We start from the raw sequence: 18,694 nt of genomic DNA on the forward strand, positions 1-18,694 counted from the left end.
TGGCAAAGCGGCGCGTCATGCCGCGGGGGCAATGGGCTGGGTGCTTAAGAAGACGATCGTAATGGTTGGGATGATGGGAGCGGGCAAAACCTCGGTGGGGAAGGCCGTGGCTGCCCAGCTGGGGGTGGCGTTCCGGGATTCCGATGCCGAAATCGAAGCTGCAGCGAACATGTCGGTGGCGGATATCTTCGCCCGGGACGGCGAGCCGTTCTTCCGCGAACGGGAGACCCGGGTGATCCGCCGGCTGCTGGAAGAAGAGCCCTGCGTGCTCTCGACCGGGGGCGGGGCCTTCCTGTCGGCAAGAAACCGCCAGATGATCACCGACAAGGGGGTCTCGGTCTGGCTGAACGCGGATCTTGAGGTGCTCTGGAACCGGGTGCGTCACCGCGACACCCGCCCGCTGCTGCGCACCGCCAATCCCTTCGCCACGCTGTCCGGGCTTTTTGAGGCCCGGGTGCCGATCTATGCGCAGGCCGACCTCTCGGTGATCTCCGAGGCGGGCTGCTCGGTGAACGACATGGGCGCGCGGGTGGTCCGCGCGCTTGAGACGCGCCCCGACGTGCTGGAGGTCGTGGCATGATCCGCGAAACCCTTCGGGTCGAACTTGGCGCGCGTGGCTACGACATCGTGATCGGCCCGGGACTGCTGGCCGAGGCGGGGCGCCACATCGCGCCGCTGCTGCGCCGCAAGCGCGTCGCCGTGCTGACCGATGAAACGGTCGCCGCCCTGCATCTTGAGGCCCTGCGCGAAGGCCTTGCCGCCGAGGGGATCGAGATGGTCTCGCTCGCGCTGCCGGCGGGCGAAAGCACCAAGGGCTGGCCGCAGTTCACCCGTGCCGTGGAATGGTTGCTGGACCAGAAGGTCGAACGGTCCGACGTGGTGGTGGCGCTTGGCGGCGGGGTGATCGGCGATCTGGCGGGCTTTGCCGCCTCGGTGCTGCGCCGGGGCGTGCGTTTCGTGCAGATCCCGACCTCGCTTCTGGCGCAGGTCGACAGTTCGGTCGGCGGCAAGACCGGCATCAATACGCGCCATGGCAAGAACCTGGTCGGCGCTTTCCACCAGCCGGCGCTGGTGCTGGCGGATACATCGGTTCTGGGATCCCTCGCGCCGCGCGATTTCCTGGCCGGTTACGGCGAGGTGGTGAAATACGGCCTTCTCGGCGATGCCGCCTTCTTCGACTGGCTGGAGGCCAACGGGCCGAAGCTGGCCTCGGGCGACATGGCGGTGCGCGTCGCGGCGGTGAAACGCTCCTGCGAGATGAAGGCCGAGATCGTCGCCCGCGACGAGACCGAGCAGGGCGACCGTGCGCTGCTGAACCTTGGCCATACCTTCGGCCATGCGCTCGAGGCCGCAACGGGCTATTCCGCGCGGCTGCTGCATGGCGAGGGGGTGGCGATCGGCTGTGCCCTCGCGTTCGAGCTGTCGGCGAAGCTGGGGCTGTGCGCCCAGGAGGATCCCAGCCGGGTGCGGGCGCATCTGCGCGACATGGGCATGAAGGTCGATCTGAAGGACATCGAGGGCGATCTGCCCGATGCCGACGGGCTGCTGGCGCTGATGGCGCAGGACAAGAAGGTCCAGGACGGCAAGCTGCGCTTCATCCTGGCGCGCGGCATCGGCCAGGCCTTCGTGACTGCGGATGTGCCGCACGCGCTGGTGCACAACGTGCTGGCAGAGGCGCTTCGCGAACGCTGAATAACTTAGCGTGCCGCTTGCGTTTCCGGGCGCAAGCGTCTGCACTTGCATTCTCTTTTGACCAAGGATGATGCGGGGAACGATGATCACGCCGGCCTATTGCCTGACCATGGCGCGCTACAATGCCTGGCAGAACGGATGCCTGCGACGGGCGCTCTCGGGTCTTTCGCCTGCGGCGCTGACCGAAGACCGGGGGGCCTTCTTCGGCTCCCTTCTGGCCACCGCCAATCACCTGATCTGGGCCGATGCGCTCTGGCTGTCGCGCCTGACCGGCACGCCCGTGCCCGAGGGCGGCGGGCCGCGTGGCCTGACCCTTTGCCCGACCTTCGCCACCTGGTCCGCGGAACGCTTCCGGCTGGACGGGCAGCTGCTGCTCTGGGCCGAGAAGGTGCCCGCCCTGGCGCTTACCGGTTCGCTGGAGTGGACCGCGTCCACCGGAGAGCGCCATGTGCGGCCGCTGGGACAGGTGCTGATGCATCTCTTCAACCACCAGATCCATCACCGGGGCCAGATCCATGCCATGCTGACCGCCGCCGGTATCCCGACCGAGGATACCGATCTGCTGTTTCTGCCCGAGCAGGGGCCATGGCTGTGAAATCGTGAAAAGCGACATGGAAATGTCGCTTTCGTAGTGATTTTCTTCGCAAATCGCCTTGGAATTGAACTCGTCTGACTTACCCTTCCTGAAAGGCCGGTCAACGGCCCTGCCAGCCGGTCGGCAACAGGAAGGAGACAGCGATGTTCAGCAAGATCATGGTTCCGGTCGATCTGACCCATGCCGCGCGCCTGACCCGGGCGCTGGACTGTGCCAGCCAGCTGGGGCAGAGCTTTGGTGCGGAGCTGGTCTATGTCGGCGTCACGACGGCGCTGCCGGGCCCGATTGCCCATAACCCGGCCGAATATGCCGAGAAGCTGAAGGCCTTCGCCGCGGAACAGGGCGCGGCCAGCGGCCTGAAGACCAGCGCCCATGCGGTCTTCGATCATGACACGGCCATCGACATCGACCACGCCCTGCTGCGCGCCGTGGAGGAGACCGGCTGCGACCTGGTCGTGATGGCCAGCCACATCCCCAACCTGACCGATTACATCTGGCCCTCGAACGGTGGCCGGGTGGCAAGCCATGCCAAGGTGTCGGTTCTGGTGGTCCGGGGCATGTGACGGGAGGAGTTCGTTCATCACATGAGAAAAGTGATGTAAATAATTGAAATAGTACAGAAAGGTAAAACGTCAGATGAGTTCAACCGAGGAACAGGGCATCCCCGCTCCGGAGGGTGCCGCCGAGGTGATCGAGACCGATTACGAGATCGGCCAGGATAATATCGACGGCCAGCTCGGTCCTTTCGGTTTCGACATCCACAATCCCGTTTTCCTGGTGTCGGGCCTGGCCATCGTGGCCTTCGTCTTCTACACCCTCGCGCTGCCCGACCAGTCGGGCGCGCTGTTCAAGTGGCTGTTTGACAGCGTGACCAAGGGCTTCGACTGGTTCTTCCTGGGCGCGGCCAACATCTTCGTCATCTTCTGCCTTGTGCTGATCGTGACGCCGCTGGGCAAGGTGCGCCTGGGCGGCGCCGAGGCGACGCCGGATTACGGCTACGTGGGCTGGTTCGCCATGCTCTTCGCCGCCGGCATGGGCATTGGACTGATGTTCTACGGCGTCTCCGAACCGATGAGCCATTTCTCCTCCTCGCTGGGCGGGGTGCAGATGGGCGACAATGGCCAGCGCACCGACTGGGCGCCGCTGGGCGGCGCGGGCGGCGATGAACAGGCCGCGATCCGCCTCGGGATGGCGGCGACGATCTTCCACTGGGCGCTGCACCCCTGGGCGATCTATGCCGTGGTGGCCCTGGCGCTGGCGCTGTTCAGCTACAACAAGGGTCTGCCGCTGACCGTGCGCTCGGCCTTCTACCCGATCCTGGGCGAACGCGTCTGGGGCTGGCCGGGTCACGTGATCGACATCCTGGCGGTCTTCGCGACGCTCTTCGGCCTCGCGACCTCGCTCGGTTTCGGCGCCACCCAGGCCAATGCCGGCCTCGGAGAACTGTTCGGCGTGCCGGTGAACGACACGGTCGAAGTGCTGCTGATCACCTTCATCACCGCGATCGCGCTGTTCTCGGTGCTGCGCGGCCTTGATGGCGGGGTCAAGCTGCTGTCCGAGATCAACATGGGCCTGGCCTTCGTGCTGCTGGTCTTCACCCTTCTGGCCGGTCACACCCTGGCGATCCTGACGGGCTTCTGGGACTATCTGCTGGCCTATCTGCAGTATCTGCCGCAGCTCTCGAACCCGGTCGGGCGCACGGACACCAACTTCGTCCAGGGCTGGACCAGCTTCTACTGGGCCTGGTGGATCTCCTGGTCGCCCTTCGTCGGCATGTTCATCGCGCGGGTCTCGCGCGGGCGCACGGTGCGCGAATTCGTCACCTGCGTTCTGCTGATCCCCTCGCTGGTCTGCGTGCTGTGGATGTCGGTCTTCGGCGGCGTGGCGATCCAGCAGGTCGTGCAGGATGGCTACACGGCGGCCAAGGATGCAGATCTGCCGATCCAGCTGTTCAAGATGCTCGACCATCTGCCGCTGGCCTCCATTACCTCGCTGGTGGGGATCGTGCTGGTGATCGTGTTCTTCGTCACTTCGTCGGACTCGGGCTCTCTGGTGATCGACACGATCACCGCGGGCGGCAAGGTCGATGCGCCGGTGCCGCAGCGTGTCTTCTGGTGCGTCTTCGAAGGGGCGGTGGCCATCGTTCTGCTGCTCTCGGCGGGCGGGCTCTCCAGCCTGCAATCCATGGTGATCTCCACCGGGTTGCCCTTCACCGTCGTGCTGCTGGTGATGTGCTGGTCGATCTTCAAGGGCCTGCTGAGCGAGCACAGGTAGACCCGGCCAGGGCCGGATCCCGGGCCCCGTCCGCAGCTGCGGGCGGGGCCTTTTCCTTTCGCGGGACCGCGTTATGTGATCCGCGGCACCGTGGCCCGCGTAGCCCCGGAAAGAAGGAAGACGACGATGACGACACCGACGCTGCTGTGGCTGCGCCGAGACCTGCGGCTGAGCGACCATGCCGCGCTGGAAGCCGCGGTGGCCCGTGGCGGGCCGGTGATCCCGGTCTACATCCGCGACCACCTGACCGACGCGCTCGGGGCGGCCCCGAAGCAGCGCCTCGACATGGCGCTGGAGGTCTTCGCCGAAACCCTGGAGGCCAAGGGCAGCCGGCTGATCCTGCGCGCCGGTCCCGCCCGCGAGGTGCTGGAGGATCTGGTGCGCGAAACCGGCGCCGGGGCGGTCTACTGGCAGCGCCTGCATGATCCGCAAGCGGTGGAGCGCGACACCCGGGTGAAATCGGCGCTGAAGGACGCCGGCCTCGAGGTCCGCAGCTTCCCCGGTCAGCTTCTCTTCGAACCCTGGGGCGTGGCGACCGGGCAGGGTGGCTACTACCGGGTCTTCACGCCCTACTGGCGGGCGGTGAAGGATCGCGCCGTCCCCGAACCTCTGGCCGCGCCCGCCGACCTGCCGGCCCCCGCGCGCTGGCCCGGCAGCGACCGGCGCGCCGACTGGGCGCTCTCGGCGCCGATGCGGCGCGGTGCTGCGGTTCTGCGCGCCCATGTCGCCGCCGGAGAGGCGGCGGCGCTGACCCGCCTCGCCACCTTCGCCCGCGACCGCATCGCCCGCTACGCCGAGGACCGCGACCTCCCGGCCGAGGATGCCACCTCCGACATGTCGCAGTATCTCACCACCGGAGAGATCTCGCCCCGCCGCTGCTGGCATGCCGGCCTGCGGGCCCGCGCGGCAGGCAAGCCCGGCGCCGAAACCTTTCTGAAGGAACTCGCCTGGCGCGAATTCGCCGCCCATCTGGCCTGGCATTCGCCCGAACTGCTCAGCGACAACTGGCGCCCCGAATGGCGCGATTTCCCCTGGGATGCGAACCCCGAGCGCCCCGAGGTGCTGGCCTGGAAACAGGGCCGCACCGGCATCCCCTTCGTCGATGCCGCCATGCGGGAGCTTTACGTGACCGGCCGGATGCACAACCGTGCCCGGATGATCGTCGCCTCCTACCTGACGAAGAACCTGCTGGCCCACTGGAAGATCGGCTGCGACTGGTTCGCCGATACGCTGGTCGACTGGGATCCCGCCTCCAATGCCATGGGCTGGCAATGGGTCGCGGGCTCCGGCCCCGATGCCGCGCCCTATTTCCGTGTCTTCAACCCCGAGACCCAGGCCGAAAAGTTCGACCCCGACAGGATCTACCGCCGCCGCTGGCTGGCAGAAGGGCAGGCACAGCCCCCCGACACCGCGCTGGCCTTCTACCAGGCCATTCCGCGCTCCTGGCAGCTTGCCCCCTCCGATCCCCCCCCGACACCGCGCGAAGATCCCAAACGCGGCCGCCAGCGCGCGCTCGATGCCTACCAGACGTTCCGTGCCGCCCGGGAAGAGGCCGCCGACTGAGCCCGGCGCTTGCAGCCCCGCGCGGCCCCGGCCTAGACAGGAGCCACATTCTTCCCGCGGCGCCGCGCATCCCCCAGGGCGCGGCTCCTTCATCTGGCCAGAAATATCCCGGGGGAGGCGGCCGCAGGCCGGCGGGGGCAGCGCCCCCAACCCCTCCCGGGCCAAGGACCACATTCATGTCGCAGAACATTTTCATCTACGGAACCCTGCTCCACGTCCCGCTGCTCGGCATTGTCGCGGGCTATGCCCCCCCCTCCGAAAACGCGCTTCTCGAAGGCTACCGCGTGGCGCCCTCGGGGCGGCCCAACTGGCCGGTGCTGGTCCAGGATCCGGGGCGCGCCACCCGCGGCCTGCTGTTGCGCGATCTTTCGGAGGATGTCGTCGACCGCATGGTGCATTACCTCGGCGCCTACGGCTACAGGCTGGTGCCCTGCACGGTGCAGGCCAGGGGCCTGCCGGTCGCCGCCCGCCGCTTCACCCCCGAGGCCGCCTCCCGCGTCGATCCCGGCGAATGGGACCTGACCGGCTGGATCGGCGGCCCGGCCCGCGCCGATATCCATGCCGCGCGCGAGGTCATGGCGCTCTGGGGCCGGTTCTCGGGCGAGGATCTGAAGTTCCGCCTCGGCCAGATCGAGGCCCGCGCCCATGCCCGCGTCCGGGCCGAGGATCACCCCGCGCCCCATCGCATCGCCACCGGCCCCGCCGCGCCGCAGGTCTCGGTGCTGTCGCGGCGCGATGATCATGCCGGCTATTTCTTCACCCGCAGCTACGAGCTGACCCACGCGACCTTCGCCGGCGGCCCCTCCGAGGTGATCCGCCGAGAGACCTTCCTGGCCCCCGATGCCGGCATCGTGCTGCTTTACGATCCCACCCGCGACCGGGTGCTTCTGGTCGAGCAGTTCCGCATGGGCCCCTTTGCGCGCGGCGAGGCGCTGCCCTGGATGCTGGAACCCGTCGCCGGCCGCGTCGATCCCGGCGAAACCCCGGAGGACTGCGTGCGCCGCGAGGCCCGAGAGGAGGCGGGCGTCGAGGTCCGCGCGCTGTTCCACATCGGCTCGTGCTATCCGACGCCGGGCTGCTCAAGCGAATATTACCACGTCTATCTGGGCACCTGCGATCTGCCCGATGCCGGTCAGGGGCAGGGCGGCCTGGACGAGGAGGCCGAGGATATCCGGACGCATGTCCTCTCCTACGAGGCTGCGATGGAACTGCTGACCAGCGGAGAGGCCCAGGCCGCACCGCTCTTCCTGACCTTGATGTGGCTACAGGCCAAGCGTTCCGAGTTGCGGGGCGCGGCTTGATGCCGGGCGTTGCGCCGGATACATCAGAGCCATCCGATTTCACGAAGGAAACCACCATGTTCGTTGCCAAGGACCTGGCCGAGGCGGTCGGCCACACGCCGCTGATCAAGCTGAAGCGTGTCAGCGAGGAAACCGGCTGCACCATCCTCGGCAAGGCTGAATTCCTGAACCCGGGTCAGTCGGTCAAGGACCGCGCCGCGCTCTACATCATCAAGGACGCGATTGCCCGCGGAGAGCTGGAGCCCGGCGGCACCATCGTCGAGGGCACCGCCGGCAACACCGGCATCGGCCTGGCCCTGGTCGGCGCCTCGATGGGCTTCAAGACGGTCATCGTCATCCCCGAGACCCAGAGCCAGGAAAAGAAGGACATGCTGCGCCTGGCCGGCGCCCACCTGATCCAGGTGCCCGCCGTGCCCTACCGCAACCCCAACAACTACGTGCATTACTCGGGCCGTCTGGCCGAGGAGCTGAAGAAGTCCGAACCCCATGGCGCGATCTGGGCGAACCAGTTCGACAACGTGGCGAACCGGCTGGCGCACGAGGAAACCACCGGCCCCGAGATCTGGGAACAGACCGGCGGCAAGGTCGACGGTTTCGTCGCCTCGGTGGGCTCGGGCGGCACGCTGGCGGGCACGGCGGCGGCGCTGCAGCCCAAGGGCGTGAAGATCGGCCTGGCCGATCCGCTGGGCGCCTCGCTCTATTCCTACTACACGACCGGCGAACTGGCGGCCGAGGGCTCTTCGATCACCGAGGGAATCGGGCAGGGGCGCATCACCGCCAACCTCCAGGGCTTCCGCCCCGACTTCGCCTACCAGATCCCGGACGCGGAAGCGCTGCCCTACGTCTTCAACCTGCTGGCGGAAGAAGGCCTCTGCCTCGGCGGATCTTCGGCGATTAACGTGGCCGGGGCGGTCCGGCTTGCACGCGACCTTGGCCCGGGCCATACCATCGTCACCGTGCTGTGCGACTATGGCACGCGTTACCAGTCCAAGCTCTTCAACCCCGACTTCCTGAAGGAGAAAGGGCTGCCCACTCCGCCCTGGATGAACGAGGCACCCCGCTCCATTCCCGGAGTCTTCACCGAGTAGACATGACGATACTGACACGCCGGTTCCTGCTTCGCCTCTGCCTGATCCTCACTTTGGTGACCGTGATACAGGGGGCCTGGCCGGGGCCGGCGGTCGCGCAGAACGGCTCTGCGCTGGACAGCACCCTGTCCTCGATCCTGCCCGGAAACGAGGAAGAGGGGGACCAGAAGGCCGCCGATGGCGACAAGGCGGCCTCCGACAGCAAGACCAAGACCGAGACGAAATCCTCCGACAGCGCCCAGTCCAGGACCCCGCCGGCGGTGCCCAGCCATTCCGAACAGGGGCTGACCAAGGCGGATTACGAGACCTGGAATACCATTGCCTCGCGGGCCGAGCAGTCGATCCAGGACAACCGCGCCTCCGAAACCGCCTACGAGCAGCTGCGCAGCCAGCTGGTGACCTGGCGGGACCAGTTCCAGAAAGAGGAATCCGCCAACTCCACCGCGATCAGCACGGTGCAGGCGCAGCTTGATGCGCTTGGGCCGGCGCCGGCCGATGGCCAGGAAGAGAACGAGGTCGATGCCAAGCAGCGCGACGACCTGCAATCGCGCCTGGCCGAGCTTCAGGCCCCCGCCAAGCAGGCGACGCTGGCCTACAGCCGGGCCGATGCGCTGATCAAGTCGGTGGACGTGATCCTGCGCGATCGCCAGACCCAGGCGCTGATCACGCTGGGGACGTCGCCTCTGGATCTGACGAAATGGCCCGGCGCCTTCGATGCGGCGCTGACCTTCTTCCGCAACGTCGCTGCCGATTCCATCGATGCCTGGCACAATGGCAGCCAGCGCTCCGTGTTCCGGCAGAACCTGCCGCTGGTGATCGGCCTGCTGGGGCTGGCGCTGATCCTTCTGGCGCGGGGCCGCGACTGGATCGAGCGGCTGGCGCTGAAGGTGCTGGGCACCGAACGCAGCGCCTCGCGCTGGCTGATCAGCTTCATCGTCTCGCTGGGGCAGATCATCCTGCCGGTGGGGGGGATCGTGGCGCTATATACGGCGGCGGTCATCTCGGGGCTGATGAGCTCTCGGGTGCAGGCGCTGGCGCAGACGGTGCCCTTCATCGGGCTGCTGCTGTTCACCGCCCGCTGGGTGGGGGGCTACATCTTCCCGGTCGCCGACGGCAGCAACGCCCCGCTGGAGCTGACCATCGGCCAGCGCCGCGAGGGGCGCGTCTATGCCAATGTGCTGGGCGCGCTGATGGCGCTTTATATCCTGATCAGCCGCGTCGCCGATTTCGAAGGCTGGGACCAGTCGACCCTGGTGGTGCTGGTGTTCCCGATCCTCGTGGTGATCGCGCTCTTCCTGCTGCGCCTGTCGCGCTTCCTGATCGCCCATGCGGCGACCGTGCAGAGCGAGGGCGGAGAGATCGGTTTCCGGGCCCAGCTGGTCATGGTGCTGGGCCGCACCGTCTTCATCGTTGCCATCGTGGCGCCGATCCTTTGTGCCATCGGCTATTTCCAGGCCGCGCGCACGCTGATCTTCCCGACGCTTCTGTCGCTCGAGATGATCGGCTTCCTGGTGATCCTGCATCGCCTGACAGAAGAGGTCTACGTGCTGCTGACGGGCAACCGCTCGGGCGTGGCCGAGGCGCTGCTTCCGGTGCTGGTGAACCTGGTGCTGGGCCTGCTGTCGGTGCCGGTCTTCGCGCTGATCTGGGGCGCCCGGATCACCGACCTGACCGAGATGTGGAGCCGTTTCGTCGCCGGTTTCACGATCGGCGACACCCATATCTCACCGGCGGATTTCCTGACCTTCGTGGTGATCTTCGCGGCCGGCTACGCGGTGACGCGGATGCTTCAGAAGGCCATGAAGACGACGATCCTGCCCAAGACCAAGCTGGATATCGGTGGACGCAACGCCGCCGTCTCGGGCATCGGCTACATCGGCATCTTCCTGGCGGCGCTGCTGGCGATCACGCTGGCGGGCATCGACCTGTCCTCTCTGGCGATCGTCGCCGGTGCGCTCTCGGTCGGGGTCGGTTTCGGCCTTCAGACCATCGTGCAGAACTTCGTCTCCGGCATCATCCTGCTGATCGAGCGCCCGATTTCCGAGGGCGACTGGATCGAGGTCGGCGGCAAGCAGGGCTTCGTGCGGGCGATCTCGGTGCGCTCGACCCGGATCGAGACCTTCGACCGTACCGATGTCATCGTGCCAAATGCCGATCTGATCTCGGGTCAGGTGACGAACTGGACGCGGGGCAACCTGATCGGTCGGCTGATCGTCACGGTGGGGGTCGCCTATGGCTCGGACACGCGCCGGGTGCAGAAGATCCTCCAGGAAGTCGCCGAGGCGCAGCCGCTGGTGCTGCTGAACCCGCCGCCGGGCGTGGTCTTCCAGGGATTCGGGGCCGATTCGCTGGATTTCGAGATTCGGATGATCTTGCGCGACGTCACCCAGATGCTGGGCGTGAAAACCGAAATCAATCACCAGATCGCCGCCCGTTTCGCCCAGGAGGGGATCGAGATTCCCTTCGCGCAGCGCGACATCTGGCTGCGCAACCCCGAAGCGCTGCATCCGCAGCCCTCCAGCACGCCCGCCGTGCCGCGCGGGGTGGAGCAGGGACCGACGCTGGCGGATGGTCCGGCGCCCTCTCACATGCGCGATGACGGTGACGCCGGGGGTGACGGGGAAGGTGACGGCGGGGATCGCTGAGAGACTGTCTTCTGCTGTCGCAAGGTCATGCGGAGGGGACTGAAAAAAGGTGCAAAAAAACCGTTTCACCCCCTTGCGCACCCCCCGCAACCGCGGCTAGAAGCAGCCCCACGGAGAGGTGGCCGAGTGGTCGAAGGCGCACGCCTGGAAAGTGTGTAGGCGGGAAACCGTCTCCAGGGTTCGAATCCCTGTCTCTCCGCCACCATCACGGTGGCTCCGGCAAAGGCTCCCTTAGGGGAGCCTTTTCGCATTTTGGGGCAGACACTTGCGGGCGGGCTTTCACCTGCTGCACGAGGCGGCTAGCATGGGGCCAGAAGCCGCGCCCGATAGGTCCAGATGCCCATTCCCGCCGAAACCTTCTTTCTCAGCGGTGACCGAGAGGCCACGTTGCAGCAGCAGATCCAGCAGGTCATCGCCGAGGCGATCCTGTCGGGCCGTTGCCTGGCCGGAGAGAAGATGCCCTCGACCCGCCATCTGGCGCAGCATCTGGGGGTGGCGCGGATCACCGTGACCAATGCCTATACGGATCTGGTCGCCGACGAATATCTGGTGGCGCGGGGGCGGTCGGGTTTCTACGTGTCTGACAGCGCTCCGCAGCGCCCGGTGCTGACGCCCGAGGCCCGCGCCGGGGTGGTGCCGCTGGACTGGTCGCGCAAGCTGGGGCAGCGGTTTTCCGATGCCATGCCGGTGCTGCGCCCGGCGAACTGGTCCGACTACCGCTATCCGTTCATCTACGGGCAGACCGATCCGAAGCTGTTCGATCATGCCAACTGGCGCGCCTGCGCGATCCGGGCGGTGGGGCGCAAGGATTTCGACAGCCTTGCCACCGATCACTACGAACGCGACGATGCCATGCTGGTAGAGTTCCTGCTGCGCCAGATCCTGCCGCGGCGGGGCATTTCCGCGCGCCCCGAAGAGATCCTGATCACCATGGGCGCGCAACATGCGCTGTGGATGACTGCGCAGATCCTGCTGACGCAGCGGCGTACCGCCGTGCTGGAGGATCCCTGCTATCCCGGTATGCGCCATATCCTGAACCAGTCGCGCTGCCAGATCCGCAATGTTGCCGTCGATGGCTGGGGCCTGCCGCCCGATGCCATCCCGCCCGAGGCCGACGTGGTCTTCACCACCCCCTCGCACCATTGCCCGACCAATGTCACCATGCCGCTGGCGCGCCGCCGCGACCTGCTGGCGCGGGCCGAACGCGACGGTTTCGTCATCGTCGAGGATGACTATGAATTCGAGATGTCCTTCCTCAAGCCGCCGTCGCCGGCGCTGAAGTCGCTCGACCGGGCAGGGTCGGTTGTCTACATGGGCTCCTTCTCCAAGTCGATCTTTCCGGGGCTGCGCATCGGCTATCTGGTGGCGCCCGAACCCTTCATCACCGAGGCCCGCGCCCTGCGCTCCATGGTGCTGCGCCATCCGCCGGGGCACATGCAGCGCACCACGGCCTATTTCCTGTCGCTGGGCCATTTCGACGCCCAGATCGCCCGCATGGCGCGCAGCTATCGCCAGCGCCGCGCGGTGATGGAGCAGGCGCTGCGCGACCACGGGCTGCTGGATGCGGCGGCAGAGGAGACCTTTGGCGGCTCCTCTTTCTGGATGCGCGCGCCCGAGGGGGTGGACATGGGGCAGGTGGCGCTGAAACTGCGGCAAAGCTCGGTTCTGATTGAACCCGGAGAGGCCTTCTTTGCCGGTGGCGCGGAGGCGAAGCGGCATTACCGGCTGGCCTATTCCTCGATCCCGGCAGCGCGGATCGAGGAGGGTGTGGCGCTGATCGCCCGCGCCATCGCCGAGGCGCAGGAGGAGGCATGAGACCCGAGCGGCTGATCCTTCTGCATGGCGCCTGGGCGGGCGGCTGGGTCTGGGACGGGCTGGTGCCGGCGCTGGCCGCACGTGGACGCAAGGCCGTCGCTGCCGAGCTTCCGGGCAATGGCCATCACCCGATCCCGCCCGAAGCGGTGCAGCCGGAAGACTATCTGGAGACGCTGAAAGCGCTGATCGGGGAGGCTCCCGGCCCGGTGGCGATCCTGGGCCATTCGGGGGGCGGAATGCTGGTCAGCGCTGCCCTTGCCGCTTTCCCGAAGCGGATTTCGCAGGCGATCTGGCTGGCCGGGATGCTGCTGCCCGAGGGCCGCAGCTTTGACGATCTTCAGGAGGAAATCCTGGGGCCGGGCAAGCGCTTCGGGATCACCCCTCATGTGGTGCACGAGGCCGGCGGACGACTTAGCCGGGTGCCGCCCGATCAGGCGGTGCGGCATTTCTTCCAGGATGCCCCGCCGGAGGTTGCCACCCGCGCCGCCGCCCGGCTAAGCGCCCAGCCCGCCGCCGGGCACCGGCTGTCGCTGCCGCGCGGCCCGGGGTTCCAGGCCGCTTTCGACGCGGTGCCGAAGCTGTATATCCTGGCACAGCGCGACCGTTCCGTCCTGCCGGAGGCGCAGCGCCGGATGAGCACGGGCCATGCCAACCTGACCCGGATCGAGATCGACAGCGATCACGTGCCCCAGCTCTCGCGGCCCGAGGCGCTGGCGGATCTGCTGGATCGCTGGCTGCCCTAGTAGCGACGCGCCGCCGGAGAGATCGCCTCCAGCAGCGGCGAGGTGCGGTGCTCGATCGCTTCCAGCAGCAGGGCCGAGGTCGTGGGGCCAAGGGTAAAGCCCTGATGACCATGGCCGAAATGGAACCACATGCCGGGATGGCGGGGGGCGGCGCCGACCACGGGCAGCATGTCGGGCATACAGGGCCGCGTGCCGTGCCACTGGGTCTCGGGCTTGCGGGCGCCGATGGCGAACAACCGGCGGGCGCCTTCGACCCCGCGCTCCAGCTGGCGCGGATCCTGCGGCGCGTTCAGATCGACCAGCGCGGCGCCGGTGGCCACCCGCAGACCGGCCCGCATCGGCGAAAGCACCACGCCATAGGCATTGTCCATGACTGGCGTGCGGGGCTGGGCCGGGGCCTCGAAATGACCATGGTAGCCGCGCTTGAAGACCATCGGGATGTGGTAGCCGAAGCGTTTCAGCAGCTCGGGCGACCAGGGGCCAAGCGCGACCACCACCTGCGCGGCGCTGACGGGCCCTTCGGTGGTGGTCACGTGCCAGCCCGATCCCTCCTGTGCCAGGGTCAGTGCATCGCCGGCCATGATCCGCCCGCCGCGGGCCTCGAACAGGGTCGCGTAGGCGGCGGTCAGCCCGCCGGGATCGGCGCAGGTCCAGCTTTGCTGCCAGTGCACCGCACCGGCGGGGGGCCTTAGCAGCGCGGGTTCCTCGGCCAGGTAGGCATTGCCGTCCAGGACCCGGCCCAGCCGCCCGTAACTGCTTGTGATGCGTTCGAAATCCTTCGCGGCGGCCTCGAACCGGCGGGGGCTGTGATAGACCACGTGATAGCCATCCCGCGCGATCAGGTTGGCAGAGCCGGAGGCGGCGATGAGCGGCGCGTGATCCTCGGCGGCGCGCAGGGTCAGGGCGGCGTAATGCACCGACAGCGCCCGATGACGCCGCCGTCCCGAGGTCACGTAATAGCCCAGCAGCGCGCCGGCCTGACGGAGCACGGCGGTCGGGCTCCAGACCACGTCGTTGGAGCGTCCGCTGACGTATCCCAGCAGCGTGCGCAGGTCATGGGGCAGGGCGTAGGGCTCGGCGGCCTCGACCTGGATGAAGCCGGCATTGCCAAAGCTTGTCTCGCGCCCGGGGTCGCGACGGTCGATCAGTGTCACCGCGTGCCCCTGCGACTGCAGCGCCAGTGCCGTGCTGACCCCGACCATGCCGGCCCCGAGGACCAGGAATTCCGCCATTCTGCCACCTCCCCGGTACCAATCTTGACCTTGCGGCAAGGGTAGGCTCGGGGCCCGCCCGCTGGCAAGCGGCCGTTGCGCCGCAGCGCCCCCGGCCCTGCGCTCGGGCCCGGATCCACGCCACGGCCCCGCACAACTGCGTGAGATCGCCCCATTCCGCTGACCGGACTTGACTCCGATCAAATCCTGCCGAGGCTGATGATCATAATTGTGACGAAATACTTGCCATTCCCGACAGCCCCCGACCGGACGCCAGTTCCCGGGGTGGCCTGCCCCCCGTGGGCGCGGAAGGAGGACTTCATGACACATGCAGAAGCTTTGCCCGAAACAGCGACCGGAGCGCCCGATACGGCGCTGAACACCGACATGACTCAGGGTCTGAGCGCCGCCGAGGCCGCCGAGCGGCTGAAGCAATACGGCCCCAACGCGCTGGAGGAAAAGCACGAGACGCTGCTGGACCGGCTGAAGCATTTCTTCTGGGGGCCGATCCCCTGGATGATCGAGATCGCCGCGATCCTGTCGGCGGTGCTGGGAGACTGGCCGGATTTCGCGATCATCCTGGCGATGCTGCTGATCAATGCTGCCGTCGACTGGTGGCAGGAGCGCAAGGCGGGGGATGCGATCGCCTCGCTCAAGGCGCAGCTGGCGCTGTCGGCACGGGTGCTGCGGGATGGCGCCTGGACGGACGTTCCGGCGGCAGAGCTGGTGCCCGGCGACGTGGTGCACCTGAAGCTGGGCGATATCACCCCCGCCGATGTGCGGCTGGTCTCGGGCAGCTACCTGACGGCGGATGAATCGGCGCTGACCGGGGAATCCCTGCCGGCCGAGAAGAAGCCCGGCGACACCGCCTATTCCGGCGCCACCATCCGCATGGGAGAGATGGGCGGCGTGGTCAGCGCCACCGGTATGCAGACCTTCTTCGGCAAGACCGCCCGCATGGTCGAGAATGCCGAGACGAAGTCGCATTTCCAGAAGGCCGTGCTGGGGATCGGCAACTTCCTGATCCTGGTGACCATTGCCCTTGTGGCGGTGATCCTGGTGACGGCTGTGATCCGGGGCACGCCGTTCTGGGACACGCTGCAATTCGCGCTGATCCTGACCGTCGCGGCGATCCCGGTGGCGCTGCCCACGGTGCTGTCGGTGACCATGGCCGTGGGCGCCGAGAAGCTGGCCAAGCTGAAGGCCATCGTCTCGCGGCTGGTCTCGATCGAGGAGCTGGCGGGGGTCGATGTGGCCTGCGTCGACAAGACCGGCACGCTGACGATGAACCAGCTGACCCTGGCAGAGCTGAAGCCCGAGGCCGGCGTCGAGGAGGCCGCGCTGCTGCGCGCTGCCCGCATGGCCTGCAATGCCGAGGATCCCGATGCCATCGACAGCGCGATTCTGGCCGATGCCCCGCCCGAGACGGGGACGCTGCTGGAGTTCACGCCCTTCGATCCGGTCTCCAAGCGGGCGTCGGCGCGGATGCGGCTTGAGGAGGGCGAGGTCAGCTTTTCCAAGGGCGCGCCGCAGGTGATCCTGGACCTCTGCGCGCTGCCCGAAGCCGAGCGGACCCGGATCGAGCAGGCCGTGGATGCGCTGGCCGCCGATGGCTACCGCGCGCTTGGCGCGGCGGAACAGAAGGCCGGAGGTGCCTGGACCTTCCTCGGGCTGATCCCGATCTTCGACCCCCCGCGCGAAGATGCCGCCGAGACGATCGCGACCCTGCGCAGGATGGGGCTGCGCATCAAGATGATCACCGGCGACCACGAGGCGATTGCCCGTCAGATTGCCGGGCGTCTGGGGCTTGGCGCCGATATCGGCTCGGCGGGGCGGATGTTTGATGGCACTGAGGCGCAGGTGGCCGAACGCATCGACGCCGCCGATGGGGTGGCCCGCGTCCTGCCCGAGCACAAGTTCGCCATCGTCAAGGCGTTGCAGGGCAAGGGCCATATCGTTGCCATGACCGGCGACGGGGTGAACGATGCCCCGGCGCTGAAGCAGGCCGATGCGGGGATCGCGGTTTCCGGGGCCACCGATGCGGCCCGCGCCGCCGCCGATGTCGTGCTGACCGGCACCGGCCTGTCGGTCATTGCCGCAGCGGTCGAGGAATCGCGCCGCATCTTCGAGCGGATGCTCTCTTACGCCACCTTCCGGATTTCCGAGACGATCCGGGTGCTGATCTTCACCACGCTCTCGATCCTGGTCTTCAACTTCTACCCGGTCACCGCGGTGATGATCGTGCTGCTGGCGCTGCTGAACGACTTCCCGATCATGATGATCGCCTATGACAACACCCGCGTCGCGGATCGTCCGGTGCGCTGGCAGATGAAACGGGTGCTGACACTGGCCACCTGTCTGGGCCTGACCGGCGTGCTGGAGACCTTCCTGCTGTTCTGGTTCGCTGATGCGGTGCTGAAACTGCCGCGCGACACGATCCAGTCGATCATCTTCCTGAAGCTGCTGGTAGCGGGGCATTTCACCCTCTACATCACCCGCTCCGAGAAATGGGTCTGGACGCGTCCCTGGCCCTCTCTGCGGCTGTTCCTGACCACCGAGACGACGCAGGTGCTGGGCACGCTGTTTGCGGTCTACGGCGTGCTGATCGCGCCCATCGGCTGGGGCTGGGCCCTGGCGGTCTGGGCCTATGCGCTGTGCTGGCTGGTGATCGAGAACTTCGTCGCCATCGCGGTACGCCGCTGGCTGGCCCGAGGCGACGGCCAGACGGCCTGATTTGGGGGGGCGTCGCGGTTAGGCGACGCCCTCGACCAGGCTGACATGGGCGATGCAGGCGCCATCGCGCGCGTCGCGTGCGGCGCGGTATTCGGGACTGTCGTAGCAGGCCCGCGCCGTCTCCATGCTGGGGAAGGCGATCACCACCTGGCGGTCGTGCGCGGTGCCCTCAAGGGTTTGGCTGGCGCCACCCCGGGCCAGGAACTGCGCCCCGTATTTCGCGAAGGCCGCCGGGGCCAGCGCCATGTAGCCGCTGTAGCGCTCCGGGTCGGTCACGGTGACATGGGCAATCCAGTAGACGGTCATTGTTCGCTCTCCGCGCGCAGCAGGCGCTCGGCAATCGCCGAGGCCTCGTCGATATGGGCCGAGACCGCCGCCGCCGCCGCCTCGGCATCGTTTTCAAGGATCGCCTCGCAGATCGAGGTCATATGCGCAAAGCCTGAGCGGTGGCGGTCGGTGGTCGAAAGCGTCATCGCGCGCAGGCGGCTGATGCGTCCGTTCAGGCGGCGCACCACCTCCCAGGCGATGTCGTGGCCGGCGGCGCCGAAGATCGCCTGGTAGAATTCCGTCGTGGCATGGGTCAGCACGCCGGGCTGGGGATCGGCATAGGCGACCTCCAGTTGCATCAGGGCGGTGCGCAGCTTCAGCTTCACCGCCGCATCGGCCCGGCGCGCGCAGTCGCGGGCGGCATCCGCTTCCAGCAGGCGGCGGATGTTGTAGATCTGGCGCGCCTGGTCGGGGTCCAGCCGCGCCACGATCGGGCCGCGATTGGGCTGGATCTCGACCAGCCCCTCGGCCTCGAGGTAGCGCAGGGTCTCGCGGATGACGGTGCGCGACACGCCCATCTGGTCGCAGAGCGTGCGCTCCACCAGGCGGTCGCCGGATTTGAAATGCCCGTCGAGAATCGCCTTGCGCAGACGGTCCACCGCGATCTCGCGCAGGGTCTGGGGCGGCTGGTCGATCTTCAGGGACAGGGGGGATGTGCTGCTTTCCATGGCATCACGTTAGCCGGTTGCAGCGGATCTGCCAATTGG

General features: G+C 67.5%; 15 protein-coding genes and 1 tRNA gene. 13 read left to right on the top strand and 3 right to left on the bottom strand.

Annotated features, from left to right (window positions below):
* Positions 1 to 31: 31 nt before the first annotated feature.
* The 12 genes from KM176_RS07285 to KM176_RS07340 all read left to right on the top strand — a co-directional run bounded on the left by KM176_RS07285 (position 32) and on the right by KM176_RS07340 (position 13,716).
* A complete protein-coding gene (locus KM176_RS07285; RefSeq protein ID WP_160892888.1) occupies positions 32 to 580 on the top strand; it encodes a shikimate kinase in 549 nt (182 codons plus the stop codon).
* A complete protein-coding gene (gene aroB, locus KM176_RS07290) occupies positions 577 to 1,692 on the top strand; it encodes a 3-dehydroquinate synthase (RefSeq protein WP_202397755.1) in 1,116 nt (371 codons plus the stop codon). Before KM176_RS07285 ends, aroB begins: the two co-directional genes overlap by 4 nt.
* A gap of 82 nt (positions 1,693 to 1,774) precedes the next feature.
* Entirely contained in the window at positions 1,775 to 2,287 is a 513-nt protein-coding gene (locus tag KM176_RS07295; RefSeq protein WP_160892890.1) for a DinB family protein, read from the top strand.
* Between the two features lie 143 nt (positions 2,288 to 2,430).
* Complete coding sequence (locus tag KM176_RS07300; RefSeq protein WP_160892892.1) at positions 2,431 to 2,850, top strand: universal stress protein; 420 nt, start codon at positions 2,431 to 2,433, stop codon at positions 2,848 to 2,850.
* Positions 2,851 to 2,923: 73 nt separating this feature from the next.
* Entirely contained in the window at positions 2,924 to 4,561 is a 1,638-nt protein-coding gene (locus tag KM176_RS07305) for a BCCT family transporter (protein ID WP_160892894.1), read from the top strand.
* Positions 4,562 to 4,687: 126 nt separating this feature from the next.
* Positions 4,688 to 6,124, top strand: a complete 1,437-nt coding sequence (locus KM176_RS07310) for a cryptochrome/photolyase family protein (protein WP_160892896.1) — start codon at positions 4,688 to 4,690, stop codon at positions 6,122 to 6,124.
* 176 nt (positions 6,125 to 6,300) lie between these two features.
* Positions 6,301 to 7,425: an NUDIX domain-containing protein gene (locus KM176_RS07315; protein ID WP_160892898.1), complete on the top strand. Its 1,125-nt coding sequence runs from the start codon at positions 6,301 to 6,303 to the stop codon at positions 7,423 to 7,425.
* Positions 7,426 to 7,481: 56 nt separating this feature from the next.
* Positions 7,482 to 8,513 (top strand): cysteine synthase A, encoded by a 1,032-nt coding sequence (locus tag KM176_RS07320; protein ID WP_160892900.1) that lies wholly within the window; start codon positions 7,482 to 7,484, stop codon positions 8,511 to 8,513.
* Between the two features lie 2 nt (positions 8,514 to 8,515).
* Positions 8,516 to 11,158: a DUF3772 domain-containing protein gene (locus tag KM176_RS07325; RefSeq protein ID WP_160892902.1), complete on the top strand. Its 2,643-nt coding sequence runs from the start codon at positions 8,516 to 8,518 to the stop codon at positions 11,156 to 11,158.
* A gap of 112 nt (positions 11,159 to 11,270) precedes the next feature.
* Positions 11,271 to 11,360: transfer RNA gene (locus KM176_RS07330), tRNA-Ser, on the top strand.
* A 134-nt stretch (positions 11,361 to 11,494) separates the two neighbouring features.
* Positions 11,495 to 12,973 (top strand): MocR-like pyridoxine biosynthesis transcription factor PdxR, encoded by a 1,479-nt coding sequence (gene pdxR, locus KM176_RS07335; RefSeq protein WP_160892904.1) that lies wholly within the window; start codon positions 11,495 to 11,497, stop codon positions 12,971 to 12,973.
* On the top strand, positions 12,970 to 13,716 hold the full coding sequence (locus KM176_RS07340) for an alpha/beta fold hydrolase (protein WP_160892906.1): 747 nt from the start codon (positions 12,970 to 12,972) through the stop codon (positions 13,714 to 13,716). The genes pdxR and KM176_RS07340 overlap by 4 nt, the downstream gene beginning before the upstream one ends.
* On the opposite strand, the gene KM176_RS07345 is transcribed toward KM176_RS07340, so the two are convergent.
* A complete protein-coding gene (locus tag KM176_RS07345; protein WP_160892908.1) occupies positions 13,713 to 14,948 on the bottom strand; it encodes an NAD(P)/FAD-dependent oxidoreductase in 1,236 nt (411 codons plus the stop codon). The genes KM176_RS07340 and KM176_RS07345 overlap by 4 nt on opposite strands.
* A 300-nt stretch (positions 14,949 to 15,248) precedes the next feature.
* Between KM176_RS07345 and KM176_RS07350 the strand changes: the two genes are divergently transcribed.
* Positions 15,249 to 17,660 carry a plasma-membrane proton-efflux P-type ATPase gene (locus KM176_RS07350; RefSeq protein WP_160892910.1) on the top strand — a complete coding sequence of 804 codons (2,412 nt, stop codon included), beginning with the start codon at positions 15,249 to 15,251 and terminating at the stop codon, positions 17,658 to 17,660.
* An 18-nt stretch (positions 17,661 to 17,678) separates the two neighbouring features.
* Here KM176_RS07350 and KM176_RS07355 read toward each other — a convergent pair whose 3' ends face one another.
* Positions 17,679 to 17,966 (bottom strand): DUF1330 domain-containing protein, encoded by a 288-nt coding sequence (locus KM176_RS07355; protein WP_160892912.1) that lies wholly within the window; start codon positions 17,964 to 17,966, stop codon positions 17,679 to 17,681.
* Positions 17,963 to 18,655: a GntR family transcriptional regulator gene (locus KM176_RS07360; RefSeq protein ID WP_160892914.1), complete on the bottom strand. Its 693-nt coding sequence runs from the start codon at positions 18,653 to 18,655 to the stop codon at positions 17,963 to 17,965. The genes KM176_RS07355 and KM176_RS07360 overlap by 4 nt, the downstream gene beginning before the upstream one ends.
* Positions 18,656 to 18,694: the final 39 nt, after the last annotated feature.

The sequence above is a fragment of the Pseudooceanicola endophyticus genome, assembly GCF_018760365.1.
In the GTDB taxonomy this organism is placed as follows: domain Bacteria; phylum Pseudomonadota; class Alphaproteobacteria; order Rhodobacterales; family Rhodobacteraceae; genus Pseudooceanicola; species Pseudooceanicola endophyticus.

Bases quoted from the DNA above. Each gene is read 5' to 3' on its own strand.
- KM176_RS07285 (WP_160892888.1), top strand. From the start codon at position 32: ATGGGCTGGGTGCTTAAGAAGACGATCGTAATGGTTGGGATGATGGGA.
- aroB (WP_202397755.1), top strand. From the start codon at position 577: ATGATCCGCGAAACCCTTCGGGTCGAACTTGGCGCGCGTGGCTACGAC.
- KM176_RS07295 (WP_160892890.1), top strand. From the start codon at position 1,775: ATGATCACGCCGGCCTATTGCCTGACCATGGCGCGCTACAATGCCTGG.
- KM176_RS07300 (WP_160892892.1), top strand. From the start codon at position 2,431: ATGTTCAGCAAGATCATGGTTCCGGTCGATCTGACCCATGCCGCGCGC.
- KM176_RS07305 (WP_160892894.1), top strand. From the start codon at position 2,924: ATGAGTTCAACCGAGGAACAGGGCATCCCCGCTCCGGAGGGTGCCGCC.
- KM176_RS07310 (WP_160892896.1), top strand. From the start codon at position 4,688: ATGACGACACCGACGCTGCTGTGGCTGCGCCGAGACCTGCGGCTGAGC.
- KM176_RS07315 (WP_160892898.1), top strand. From the start codon at position 6,301: ATGTCGCAGAACATTTTCATCTACGGAACCCTGCTCCACGTCCCGCTG.
- KM176_RS07320 (WP_160892900.1), top strand. From the start codon at position 7,482: ATGTTCGTTGCCAAGGACCTGGCCGAGGCGGTCGGCCACACGCCGCTG.
- KM176_RS07325 (WP_160892902.1), top strand. From the start codon at position 8,516: ATGACGATACTGACACGCCGGTTCCTGCTTCGCCTCTGCCTGATCCTC.
- pdxR (WP_160892904.1), top strand. From the start codon at position 11,495: ATGCCCATTCCCGCCGAAACCTTCTTTCTCAGCGGTGACCGAGAGGCC.
- KM176_RS07340 (WP_160892906.1), top strand. From the start codon at position 12,970: ATGAGACCCGAGCGGCTGATCCTTCTGCATGGCGCCTGGGCGGGCGGC.
- KM176_RS07345 (WP_160892908.1), bottom strand. From the start codon at position 14,948: ATGGCGGAATTCCTGGTCCTCGGGGCCGGCATGGTCGGGGTCAGCACG.
- KM176_RS07350 (WP_160892910.1), top strand. From the start codon at position 15,249: ATGACACATGCAGAAGCTTTGCCCGAAACAGCGACCGGAGCGCCCGAT.
- KM176_RS07355 (WP_160892912.1), bottom strand. From the start codon at position 17,966: ATGACCGTCTACTGGATTGCCCATGTCACCGTGACCGACCCGGAGCGC.
- KM176_RS07360 (WP_160892914.1), bottom strand. From the start codon at position 18,655: ATGGAAAGCAGCACATCCCCCCTGTCCCTGAAGATCGACCAGCCGCCC.